Annotated in this window: 9 protein-coding genes; 4 read left to right on the top strand and 5 right to left on the bottom strand. The window is 74.3% G+C overall.

The window, feature by feature from the left end; all coding sequences use genetic code 11:
* The first annotated feature begins 291 nt into the window (after positions 1-291).
* The 4 genes from IW256_RS22375 to IW256_RS22360 all read left to right on the top strand — a co-directional run bounded on the left by IW256_RS22375 (position 292) and on the right by IW256_RS22360 (position 3,789).
* On the top strand, positions 292-822 hold the full coding sequence (locus IW256_RS22375; RefSeq protein WP_197012839.1) for a PadR family transcriptional regulator: 531 nt from the start codon (positions 292-294) through the stop codon (positions 820-822).
* Positions 819-1,499: an ABC transporter ATP-binding protein gene (locus IW256_RS22370; protein WP_197012838.1), complete on the top strand. Its 681-nt coding sequence runs from the start codon at positions 819-821 to the stop codon at positions 1,497-1,499. The genes IW256_RS22375 and IW256_RS22370 overlap by 4 nt, the downstream gene beginning before the upstream one ends.
* Positions 1,496-2,857 (top strand): FtsX-like permease family protein, encoded by a 1,362-nt coding sequence (locus tag IW256_RS42320; protein WP_197012837.1) that lies wholly within the window; start codon positions 1,496-1,498, stop codon positions 2,855-2,857. The genes IW256_RS22370 and IW256_RS42320 overlap by 4 nt, the downstream gene beginning before the upstream one ends.
* Before the next feature lie 227 nt (positions 2,858-3,084).
* A complete protein-coding gene (locus tag IW256_RS22360) occupies positions 3,085-3,789 on the top strand; it encodes a DUF4397 domain-containing protein (RefSeq protein WP_197012836.1) in 705 nt (234 codons plus the stop codon).
* Between the two features lie 38 nt (positions 3,790-3,827).
* Here the strand turns inward: IW256_RS22360 and IW256_RS22355 are convergent, their stop codons facing one another.
* The 5 genes from IW256_RS22355 to IW256_RS22335 form a co-directional block, all read right to left on the bottom strand.
* Positions 3,828-4,280, bottom strand: a complete 453-nt coding sequence (locus IW256_RS22355; RefSeq protein ID WP_197012835.1) for a VOC family protein — start codon at positions 4,278-4,280, stop codon at positions 3,828-3,830.
* A 184-nt stretch (positions 4,281-4,464) separates the two neighbouring features.
* A complete protein-coding gene (locus tag IW256_RS22350) occupies positions 4,465-5,142 on the bottom strand; it encodes a response regulator (protein WP_197012834.1) in 678 nt (225 codons plus the stop codon).
* Complete coding sequence (locus IW256_RS22345; protein ID WP_197012833.1) at positions 5,139-7,712, bottom strand: sensor histidine kinase; 2,574 nt, start codon at positions 7,710-7,712, stop codon at positions 5,139-5,141. Before IW256_RS22345 ends, IW256_RS22350 begins: the two co-directional genes overlap by 4 nt.
* 117 nt (positions 7,713-7,829) lie before the next feature.
* Positions 7,830-10,406: a sensor histidine kinase gene (locus tag IW256_RS22340; protein WP_197012832.1), complete on the bottom strand. Its 2,577-nt coding sequence runs from the start codon at positions 10,404-10,406 to the stop codon at positions 7,830-7,832.
* A gap of 12 nt (positions 10,407-10,418) precedes the next feature.
* Complete coding sequence (locus tag IW256_RS22335; protein WP_197012831.1) at positions 10,419-11,333, bottom strand: potassium-transporting ATPase subunit C; 915 nt, start codon at positions 11,331-11,333, stop codon at positions 10,419-10,421.
* Between the last annotated feature and the right edge of the window lies 1 nt (position 11,334).

The following is an 11,334-nucleotide window of genomic DNA, read 5'->3' as shown; positions in this document are numbered from 1 at the left end:
CCCTCCGCTCGTCCGGCTCGGACACCGGTCCTCGTGGTCGACGCGTGCGCGGAAGTCGGGTCGGTCCGTGACGTTCATGGGGGTCGGCGCTCCTGCTCGGCGGGTGCCGCGTAACCCGCGGAGCCCCACCGGCCCCGCGGCCAACAAGCGAAGTCACGGTCATTACAAGTCAGGCCGGGTGCCTTGTCAATGTCCTGTCAAAGCGGCCTCGCCCGTGTCCCCGCCCGTGTCCCCGCCGGATTCCGAGGAAACTATTCAGTCAGTGTATGTAGTGAGTGTATAGTCGCCGCCATGTCGACTCCGCAGATCCTGCTCGCCCTGCTGGCCGAGCGCCCCAAGCACGGGTACGAGCTCAAGCGCGAGCACGACGAGCGGCTGCCGGGCGCCAAGCCCCTGCCCTACGGCCAGGTCTACTCGACGCTGCAGCGGCTGGAGCGTGACGGGTTCGTGGCCGTCGCCGAGGTCGTCCAGGAGGGCGGGCCCGAGCGCACGGTCTACGAGCTGACCCCGCGGGGCGACGAGAAGATGCGCGCCTGGCTCGCCGAGACCGAACCGCCCCTGCCCTACGTCACCGGTGCCCTGTTCACCCGGGTGGTCATGGCGCTGGTGGTCGGCGGCGACGCGCGGGCCGGCCTGGACCGGCAACGCGCCGCCCACCTGGAGCGGATGCGGGAGCTGACCCAGGCCAAGACGGCCGCCGGCGTGTCCGCCGCCGAGGTCCTGGCCGCCGATCACACCCTGCTTCACCTGGACGCCGACCTGCGATGGATGGAAACGGCCGTGCGACGCCTGGCCGACCTGACCAAGGAGATCACTCGATGAGTCCCCTGCTGGAAGCGCGCGACGTCGGCAAGACGTTCGGCCGCACCGTGGCGCTGCGCGGCGCGTCCCTGACGATCGGCGCCGGAGAGATCGTGGCGATCTCCGGCCCGAGCGGCTCGGGCAAGAGCACGCTGCTGCACTGCCTGGCCGGCATCGTCGTTCCCGACCAGGGCGAGATCCGCTACGGCGAGACCCGCCTCGACGAACTGGACGAGGACACCCGCACCCGCCTGCGGCGCGCGGCGTTCGGCATCGTCTTCCAGTTCGGCGGGCTCGTGCCGGAGCTGACCGCCGCGGAGAACGTGGCCGTCGCGCTGATGTTCGGCGGGCTCGGCCGCGCGGAGGCGTCCGCCACCGCGCTGGAATGGCTGGGCCGCCTCGGCGTGGACGACTGCGCGCCCGTACGGCCCGGCGACCTGTCCGGCGGCCAGGCGCAGCGGGTCGCCCTGGCCAGGGCGCTCGCCCACGGGCCCAAGGTGGTCTTCGCCGACGAGCCCACCGGCGCGCTCGACAGCGTCGCCGGTGAGGAGGTGCTGGGCCTGCTGCTCGGGGCGGCCCGGGAGCGCGGGACCACCGTCGTCATGGTCACCCACGACAACCGGATCGCGGCCTTCGCCGACCGCGAGATCGTCGTCCGGGACGGCGGCGTGGTCGAGACCCCGGCGGTGACCCGATGACCGGGGGAGGGGCGCGCGAGCTGTTCGCCGTCGCCGCGATGCTGGCCCGCGGCACCTCCCGCGCCGAGCGGCGGCGGCGCCGGCTGCTGACCTCCTGCGCCGCGCTGGCCACGTTCTTCCTGCTCGGCGCGGTGAACCTGCTGCTGATCCGGGGCACCTTCCACACCCAGTGGGCGGGGCTGGTCGCCGAGGAGGGCCTGCGGCCGGGGACCGCGCTGGCCATGGCGCTGCTGGTCGTCCCGGTCCTGGCGCTGCTGCACCAGGCCGGACGGGTCGCGCAGGCCACCCAGGAGCGGCGGCTCGCGGCCTTGCGGCTCGCGGGCGCCACCCCGAGGGACGTCCGGACGCTCGGCGCCGTCGAGGCCGTCCGTGTCGGCACGACCGGGGCGGTCATCGGGGCCATCGCCTACGTGTGCGGGCAGCAGGCGGCGATGGCCGCCCTCGGGGTGGTGAACACCGCGCGGTACGCGATCCCGCCGTGGCCGGTGCCGCTCGTGCTCGCCCTGGTGGTGGGCGCCGCGGTGACGGTCAGCCTGCTGGTGTCCCGCCACGTCGTCACCTCTCCGCTGCGCGTCTCCCGGCGCGCCTCCCGCCCGCGACCGGCTCCGTACACGCTCATTCCGCTGGCCCTCGGCGTGCTGGTCATGGTCGTGGGGACCCTGACCCGGGAACTGGACAAGGTCGGGGTGCCGCTGTTCTTCCTCGGCAGCGCCCTCACCGTCGCCGGCGTGGTGGTGGGGTCCTCCCGCCTGATCCTGGAATCCTCCCGCCTGGCCGCCCGCCGTGCCCGTTCCCCCGAGACGCTGCTGGCGGCGCGCGCCCTGGAGGCCGATCCCCGTGCCGGGGGCCGTGCCATGGCCGTGGTCGGCCTGGTGGTCGCGTTCGGCACCGGGGCCGGCGCGATCGAGTGGGAGGTGATCCACAACGCCACCGCCGTGGGCGAGCCGATCGACGAGTTCTGGCGGGTCAGCCTCGGCCTGACCCATCTGGCGGTGCTGTTCGCCCTGGTCGTGGCGGTCACCGCGCTGGTGGTGCACCGTGCCGAGTCGCTGCTGGAGGGCGGCCGGTCGATGGCGGCGCTGGCCGCCGCCGGGGCCCCGGTGGCGGCCCTGCGGCGGGCGGCGCTGCGCCAGACGCTCATCGCGGCGACCCCGATCTGCGTGATCGCCGCCGTGGCCGCGCTCATCGGCATGACACCGGGCATCTTCACCGATCCGAGCCTCCCGATGGTCGCCTGGACCTCCGGCCGGGCCCTGCTCATGGTCGCCATCGCCGTGGCGTCCGCGGCCGCCGTCACGGCTCTGTCGGGCCGCCTCCTCGCCCGGGCCGCCTCCCCGGACCGCCTCCGCGCCGAATGAGCGCCGCCGAGATCCGGGGATTGCCGAGATCACCTCTTGCACCTTCTTTGATGCCTATTTCGCTTATGCAGTGATTGGTCGGGAAGGGTGTGCCAGGAGCCGGATGCCACTCTCTTCCAGAAAAATCATGATCACGGAAGTTTGCTGGGCATCGGTATTCCGACCTGGGCCGGGGCGGGCCGTCTGGGGTGTCCGGGGGAGCGTCGAGATCGAAGGGGAGATCAACGATGCGCAAGCTGTTCGCGGTCGTCCTGACGGCGATGGCGCTCGCGGTCGTCGCGGCGGTGGGGCCGCCGGCGGTCGCGGCCTCCGCGAGCGGGCCCCGGGCGCCGCAGGACTCCGCCCTGCAGACGGCGACGGTCACCGTCCTGCACGGGGTGCCCGGTGTCACCGTGGACGTCTACGCCAACGGCGAGAAGGTGCTGTCGAACGTCGGGCCCGGTGTCCTGAGCGCGCCACTGCGACTCCCGGGCGGCGGCTATGACATCAAGATCTTCAAGGCCGGCGAGAATCCCGGCGGCACGCCGCTCGCCCGCAAGACCGTGACGCTGTCCGCCGGGAGCAACGACACGATCGCCGCCCATCTGAGCCGGACCGGAAGCCCGATGATCACGGCTTTCGTCAACGACACCTCCGCGGTCCCGTCCGGCCAGGCCCGGGTGACCCTGCGGCACATCGCCGCCGCGCCCGCCGTCGACGTCAGGGCCGACGGAAGGACGGTGGCCACGAACCTGTCCAATCCCGGCCAGGCCGAGGTCCAGCTTCCGGCGGGAACGGTCTCGGCGGAGATCCTGCGCGCGGGGACCGGGGACGTGGTGCTCGGGGTGCCGCGCGTGCCGATCGCGGCGGGCACCAACGTGATCCTCTACGCCTGGGGCAGCGCCGACCAGCACAATCTCGCTCTGGCGGTACAGACGATCGTGGGCCCCTGACCCGCTCCCGGCCCCGTTCTCAGGACGAGGCGCCGTCCTCAGGAAGAGGGGGACGGGTCGGCGTAGACGCCTCTCAGCATGCCCGTCGCCTGGCCGACCTCGATGAGGTGCCCGTCCGGGTCGCGCATGTAGCAGCGCAGCTCGGCCTTGCGGTCCAGGGGTTCGGTCAGGAAGGCGGCCCCCTTGGCGCGGGCGGCCTCGTAGAACGCCATGATGTCGGCCACGCGGACGTTCATGAACGCCGACACCGGGTCCCCCGGCTCGGGCGGGGTGAGGACGATGTCCGGCTTGTCGGGGGTGGGGCCGCCGCCGGGGTTGAGGATGATCCAGCTGTTGGCGACCCGCACGATCGCGGGGTTCTCGGGCAGCACGACCTGCCCGTCGAAGATCCTCGCGTAGAAGTCGCGGGAGACCGCGACGTCCCGCACGGTCAGGAAGTGCGTCAGCACCAGCCCGTGTTCGGGGGCCGGGAGGGCGTCCCGGTTCACCATCGCTGCCTCCACCTCGCCGGGCCATGTCTCCGGACTCTTCCCCGGCCCGGGGCGCCGGGAGACCGCGGAGACGTAACGAACGGCCCCGGAAACGGCAGGCGGCACACCATGGGCGTCCAGGACCGGGCGCACACCACGGGCGTCCAGGACGGGCCCTGACGCCGGGACGTACGGCCGCCCGGGGTCAGGACTCGAACCGGTAACCCATGCCCGGCTCGGTGATCAGGTGGCGCGGCCGGGACGGATCGGGCTCCAGCTTCCGGCGCAGCTGGGCCAGGTAGACGCGCAGGTAGTTGGTCTCCTTCTCGTAGGCCGGGCCCCACACCTCGCGCAGCAGCTGGCGCTGGCCGACCAGCTTCCCGGCGTTGCGGACCAGCACCTCGAGGATGTTCCACTCGGTGGGGGTGAGGCGGACCTCCCGCCCCTCCCTGGTCACCTTCTTGGCCGCCAGGTCGATGGTGAAGGCGCCGGTCTCCACCACCGCGGCGGCCTCGTCGGCGGGGGCGGCCCGCCGCACCGCCGCGCGCAGCCGGGCCAGCAGCTCGTCCATGCCGAACGGCTTGGTGACGTAGTCGTCGGCGCCGGTGTCCAGGGCCTGGACCTTCTCCTCGGAGGCGTGCCGCGCGGACAGCACGATGATCGGGACGTTCAGCCAGCCGCGCAGTCCCTTGATCACCTCGACGCCGTCCATGTCCGGCAGGCCGAGGTCGAGCACCACCACGTCCGGCCGCCGCCGGCCGGCCAGTTCCAGCGCGGTCCTGCCGTCGGGCGCCGTGTCCACCTCGTAGCCCCGCGTCTTCAGGTTGATGCGCAGGGCCCGGACGAGCTGCCGCTCGTCCTCGACGAGAAGCACCCGCGTCACCGTGACCCTCCCGTCCCGCCGCGGGCGGGGGAGCCCGTCCGGGCCGGGACGGCGACCGGCAGCGCGAAGACCATCGTGAGACCGCCGCCGGGGGTGTCCTCGGCCTCCAGGGTGCCGTCCATGGCCTCGGTGAAGCCGCGGGCCACGGCCAGTCCCAGTCCCACCCCGTCGCCTTCGGGGGCGTCGCCCAGCCGCTGGAACGGCGCGAAGATCCGTTCCTTGGTCGCCTCGGGCACGCCGGGGCCCCGGTCCGCGACACGGATCTCGACCCGGCCGGGCGGCGGGCCCGCCCGCAGCTCGCCGGCCGACACCAGGACGGGCCCGGCGCCGTGCCGGACGGCGTTCTGCAGCACGTTGGCCAGCGCCCGTTCCAGCAGCCCCGGATCGGCCGCGACCGGCGGGAGCGTCTCCGGCACGTCCACCTCGATCCGGTCCGCCGGGAGCCCCTGGAGGGCCGGTGCCACCACCTGCTCCAGGGCGACCGGCTGGATCAGGGGGGAGACCGTGCCGGTCTGCAGCCGGCTCATGTCCAGCAGGTTGCCGATGAGGGCGTCGAGACGGTCGGCCGACTCCTCGACGGTGGCGAGCAGCTCGGCCTCGTCCGCGGGGTCCCAGTGCACGTCCGCCTGCCGCAGGCCGCTCACGCCGGCCTTGATGGAGGCCAGCGGCGTGCGCAGGTCGTGGGAGACCGCGGCGAGCAGCGCGGTGCGGATCCTGTTGCCCTCGGCCAGCCGCCGGGCGTGGCCCGCCTCCTCGGCCAGCCGCCGCCACTCCAGCACCGCGGCGGCCCGGGAGGCGAAGGCCGACAGCACCCGCCGGTCGGCGGCGGGCAGGACCCGCCCGCGCAGGGCGAGCACGGTCTGGCCGCGGCCGTCCGTCCCCTCGCCCTCCCGTACCTGCGCCTGGGCGTCGGCCTGGTCGGGGTCGGCGCACGGGGCGGGGCCGGTGGAGCCGAGGACGGTCCAGCCGTCGCCGCCGCTTTCCAGGAGGGCGACCGAGGTCATGCCGAAGGTCTCCCGGATCCGTTCCAGCAGGGCCGGCAGCGCCTGCTCCCCGCGCAGCACGCTGGTCGCCAGCATGCTGAGCGTCTCGGCCTCGGCGTTGCTCTGCGCCGCCTGCCGCGAGCGGCGCGCGGCCAGGTCGACCACCGACGCCACCGCGACCGCGACCCCGATGAAGATTCCCAAGGCGACGGCGTTGTCGATGTCGGCGATGGTGAGGGTGTGGAAGGGCGGGGTGAAGAACCAGTTCGCCAGCAGGCTGCCCAGGACGGCGGCGGCCACCGCGGGCCACAGCCCGCCCGCCAGCGCCACCCCCACGGTCAGGGCCAGGTAGAACAGGATGTCGGTGACCAGCCCGAACTCGTGGGGGGCCTGGGTCAGCAGGACGGTCAGCGCCGGCGGGCCGAGCACGGCCAGCGTCCACCCGGTGGCCCGGCGCCGGACGCTCAGGGCCGGGCCGCCCTCCCGGGCGGCACCGCGGCCCTTCCCGGCGCGCTCGTGGGTGACGATGTGGACGTCCAGATCGCCCGACTCCCGGGCCACCGTGGTTCCCACGTCCGGGCCGAGCAGCGCCCGCCAGCCGGACCGGCGGCTGGAGCCCAGCACGAGCTGGGTGGCGTTGACCCCGCGGGCGAACTCCAGCAGCGCCGCCGCGATGTCGTCGCCCACCACCTGGTGGAACGTCCCGCCCATGCTCTCCATCAGGGCCCGCTGGCGGGCCACCGCCCGCGGGGAGCCGTCCGCCAGGCCGTCGCTGTGCACCACCCGTACGGCCAGCAGGTCGGCGTGCCCGGCCCGGGCCGCCAGGCGCGCGGCCCGGCGGACGAGGGTGTCGCCCTCCGGCCCGCCCGGCAGCGCCACCACGATCCGCTCGCGCGCCTCCCACGGCTCGGTGATGCCGTGCTGCTCGCGGTAGCGGGCCAGGCCCTCGTCCACCCGGTCGGCCACCCACAGCAGCGCCAGTTCGCGCAGCGCGGTGAGGTTGCCGGTACGGAAGTAGTTGGCCAGCGCCGTGTCGACGCTCTCCGCCGGGTACACGTTCCCGTGCGCCAGGCGGCGGCGCAGCGCCTCGGGGGTCATGTCGACCGACTCGATCTGCTCGGCCCGCCGGACGACCGCGTCCGGCACGGTCTCGTGCTGCCGTACCCCGGTGATGCGTTCGACGACGTCGTTCAGGGACTCCAGGTGCTGGATGTTGACGGTGGAGATCACGTCGATGCCGGCCGCGAGGAGTTCCTCGATGTCCTGCCAGCGCTTGGCGTTCCGGGAGCCCGGCACGTTGGTGTGCGCGAGCTCGTCGACCAGGGCGACGCCGGGACGGCGGGCCAGCACGGCGTCCACGTCCATCTCGGTGAACTCCGCGTCCCGGTACCGGACCCGGCGGCGCGGGACGATCTCCAGGTCGCCGATCTGGGCGGCGGTCCGGGGACGCCCGTGGGGCTCGACGAGGCCGATGACCACGTCGGTGCCGCGCTCGGCGCGGCGGCGGCCCTCGTTGAGCATGGCGTAGGTCTTGCCGACACCGGGCGCCGCGCCCAGATAGATGCGCCAGGTACCGCGGGCGGTCATACCGGATGTCACCCCCCTGACCGGAATCATCCCCTTTCAATGGCCTGGCGAAATCTAGCAAAGGCGGGTGAGCGCATCGGAAAGGGAGAGCCGCCCCGGCCCGGAATCGACGTTCCTTCAGCGGACCCGCCGACGATGGCCGTCCGCCACCTCCTCCTCGGGCTCGTCGCCGGTGCCGGCGGACGGCAGGGTCACCACCATGGTCAGGCCGCCTCCGGGGGTCTCCTCGGGGACGAGGGTGCCGCCCATGGCCTCGGCCAGTCCCCGCGACAGCGCCAGGCCCAGCCCGACACCGGCGCCGGTGCCGCGGTCTCCGAGCCGCTGGAAGGGGACGAAGACGGCGTCCCACTCGGCGGGGGGAATCCCGGGACCACGATCGATCACGCGGAACTCGACCCGTCCCGCGTGGGCGCTGGCGGTCAGCAGGACGGGTTCCCCCGGCGGGTTGTGGCGCACGGCGTTGGCGACCAGGTTGTCCAGCACCCGCACGAGCAGCGCCGGATCGGCGAGCACCTCGGGCAGAGGACCGGAGAGCCGGAGGTGGACGCGGGACCTCTCCGGACCGTCCGCGGCCCGCGGCACCACGTCCGCCACGGCGACGCGCCGGCGGGACACGGTGAGCATCCCGGCCTGCAGGCGGCTCATGTCCAGGAGGTCGGTCACCAGCCGGTCCAGGCGGCCCAGCGACTCGGCGGCGGTGTCGGCCAGCTCGTCCCGGTCCCCCTCGTCCCAGGCGACGTCCGGGCTGCGCAGGCCGTCCACCGCCGCCCGGGCGGAGGCGAGCGGCGTGCGCAGGTCGTGGCCGACCGCGTTGAGCAGGGCGGTGCGGATCCGGTCGGCCTCGGCCAGCGGGCGCACCTGCTCGGCCTCGGCGGTCAGGCGCTGCTGGCGCAGCGCCACGGCCGCGTGCGCCGCGTACGCCTCCAGGACCCTCCGGTCCCGGGCCGGCAGCGTCCGGCCGCTCATGACCAGCACGAGCCCGTCATCGACGGGGATCCCGGTCTCCCCGTCCCCCGGGGCGGCGCACGGCGGGCCGCCGGCGGTCGACACGATGCGCCAGCGGCCGGGATCGCTGTGCAGCCCCAGCGCGCCCTCCGTGCCCGGGTCCCGCTCCAGCAGGGTCACCGCGGTGAGCCCGAACGTCTCCCGCAGGTGCTCCAGGACGTCCCGCAGGGCGCTCCGGCCGCGCAGGACGCTGCCCGCGAGGGTGGACAGCACCTCGGCCTCGGTCCGGGCCCGCGCCGCGTCGCGGCTGCGCCGGAAGTTCAGGTCCACCACGGCGCTGACCGCGGCGGCCACGACCACGTACACGGCCAGGGCCAGCAGGTTCTCCCGCTCGGCGATCGTGAACCGGTTGAACGGAGGGGTGAAGTAGTAGTTGAGCAGGAGCGACCCGGACACGGCGGCGAACAGGGCCGGGTAGAGGCCCCCGACCAGGGCGACGCCGACGACCGCGACCAGGAACAGCAGGATGTCGCTGGGCAGGGACAGCTCGGCCTGCAGGTGGTGCAGCAGGAGCGTGAGCAGCGGCAGCACCAGGACGGCCAGCGCCAGACCGGCCGCGCGCCGCCACCGGGTGAGCCCGCCGCCCGGCGCCATGGGCCGGCGCCCCCTGCTGACCTCCTCATGGGTCACCAGGTGCACGTCGATCGGTCCCGACAGCGCGCTCGTGGTCACCCCGACGCCGCGGGACAGGAGCTGCGCCACGCGCCCGCGGCGGGACGCGCCCAGCACCAGCTGGGTGGCGTTGACGCCCCGGGCGAAGTCCAGCAGCGCGTCCGGGACGTCGTCCCCCACCACCTGGTGGTAGGTCCCGCCGAGGCTCTCCACCAGCGCCCGCTGCCTGACCAGGTGCGCGGGGCCGGTCCCGGTCAGCCCGTCACCGGGAACGACGTGCACCGCCAGCAGGTCCGCTCCCTTGGAGCGGTCGGCGATACGGGCGGCCCGGCGGACGAGGGTGTCGCCCTCGGGACCGCCGGTCAGCGCCACCACGACGCGTTCGCGGGCCTCCCAGGTGCCGCGGATGCCGTTGTCGGCGCGGTAGCGGCCGAGCTGGTCGTCGACCTTGTCGGCCAGCCACAGCAGGGCCAGCTCGCGCAGCGCGGTGAGGTTGCCGACCCGGAAGTAGTTGCCGAGCGCGGCGTCGATCTTCTCGGGGGCGTAGACGTTGCCGTGCGCCATCCGCCGCCGGAGCGCCTCGGGGGCCATGTCGACCAGTTCGACCTGGTCGGCGCGGCGGACCATCTCGTCGGGGACGGTCTCGCGCTGCGGCACGCCGGTGATCTGCTCGACGACGTCGTTGACCGACTCCAGGTGCTGGACGTTGACGGTGGAGATCACGTCGATGCCGGCCGCGAGGATCTCCTCGACGTCCTGCCAGCGCTTGGCGTTGCGGGAGCCGGGGACGTTGGTGTGCGCCAGCTCGTCGATCAGCACCACCCGGGGGCGGCGTGCGATCACCGCGTCGGTGTCGAGCTCGGCGAAGGCCGTCCCCCGGTACTCGACGGTCCTGCGGGGGACGGTCTCCAGGCCGTCGAGCTGCTCGGCGGTACGGGGCCGGCCGTGGGTCTCCACGAGCCCGGCCACCACGTCGGTGCCGCGGTCCCGGCGCCGGCGGCCCTCCGCGAGCATCGCGTAGGTCTTGCCGACGCCCGGGGCGGCCCCCAGGTAGATGCGGAGCCGCCCTGGCGTCATGAGCCTTCCTCCTCAGCCATGGAACGGGTGGGTGCGGTCCAGCTCCAGGTTGAGCCGGAGGACGTTCACGGCCGGCTGCCCCATGAACCCGAGCGCGCGGCCGGTCTGGTTGTGCCGGACGGCCTCCAGCACACGGTCCTCGGAGACGCCTCGGGCCTTGGCCACCCGCGGCGCCTGGAGCCTGGCGTACTCGGGGCTGATGTGCGGGTCCAGCCCGCTGCCGCCGGCGGTCACCGCGTCCGCCGGCACCGCCGGACGCGCCGGTGCGGAGCCCCTGACCGGCACGGTCAGCCCGGCGGCGAGGTCCTCGCCCGGTCTCGCGCACTCCACCCGTACGCCCCGGTAGGAGGGGACGAACGGTGTCGCGGGGCACGCCTGGTTGGCGCTGACCACCCGGGTGATCCTGGCGATGGTGCCTTCGGCGGTACGCGGGCCGAACACCTTCAGGACGGCGCCCACCCCGCCGGGGGTGCAGAACGGCCGGGCGCCGCTCACGCCCTCACGCTCCCCGATCGCCTCGCTGCGGGAGCAGACCTGGGTGAGGAGGCTCTGCCTGCCCGTGTCGGGCGCGCCCTCGGCGTCCTCGGCTCCGGGCGCCGGCAGGGTGTCCACGGTGTCCTCGGGGCCGAGGTTGCTCGCGGCGGTCGAGGTCGGGTCGTACCCCTCCCCGGCGGCGGACGGGCGGCTCTGGAAGTACTGCCTGAGCGGTTCCCCGTCCTTGCCGGTGAAGGACTGGCCGATGAGCGCGCTGCCGGCGACCCGGCCGCCGGAGGTCCTCACGAGCGACCCGCCGGCCCCGTCCCTGAGCCCCGGGCTCTGGGCGACGGCGAAGACGGAGAGGGGGTAGGCGACGCCCAGCACGGTGGTGAGGACCAGCAGCGCGCGGACGGCGGCCAGGTGCAGGCGGATCCACGTTGGCAGACGCATG

Source organism: Actinomadura viridis, assembly GCF_015751755.1.
GTDB lineage: Bacteria > Actinomycetota > Actinomycetes > Streptosporangiales > Streptosporangiaceae > Spirillospora > Spirillospora viridis.
The sequence above is the reverse complement of the archived record's forward strand: the minus strand, read 5'-3'. Positions and strand labels throughout refer to the sequence as shown.

Coding starts and splice junctions, on each gene's coding strand:
- IW256_RS22375 (WP_197012839.1), top strand. CDS start 292: ATGTCGACTCCGCAGATCCTGCTCGCCCTGCTGGCCGAGCGCCCCAAG.
- IW256_RS22370 (WP_197012838.1), top strand. CDS start 819: ATGAGTCCCCTGCTGGAAGCGCGCGACGTCGGCAAGACGTTCGGCCGC.
- IW256_RS42320 (WP_197012837.1), top strand. CDS start 1,496: ATGACCGGGGGAGGGGCGCGCGAGCTGTTCGCCGTCGCCGCGATGCTG.
- IW256_RS22360 (WP_197012836.1), top strand. CDS start 3,085: ATGCGCAAGCTGTTCGCGGTCGTCCTGACGGCGATGGCGCTCGCGGTC.
- IW256_RS22355 (WP_197012835.1), bottom strand. CDS start 4,280: ATGGTGAACCGGGACGCCCTCCCGGCCCCCGAACACGGGCTGGTGCTG.
- IW256_RS22345 (WP_197012833.1), bottom strand. CDS start 7,712: ATGACCGCCCGCGGTACCTGGCGCATCTATCTGGGCGCGGCGCCCGGT.
- IW256_RS22340 (WP_197012832.1), bottom strand. CDS start 10,406: ATGACGCCAGGGCGGCTCCGCATCTACCTGGGGGCCGCCCCGGGCGTC.
- IW256_RS22335 (WP_197012831.1), bottom strand. CDS start 11,333: ATGCGTCTGCCAACGTGGATCCGCCTGCACCTGGCCGCCGTCCGCGCG.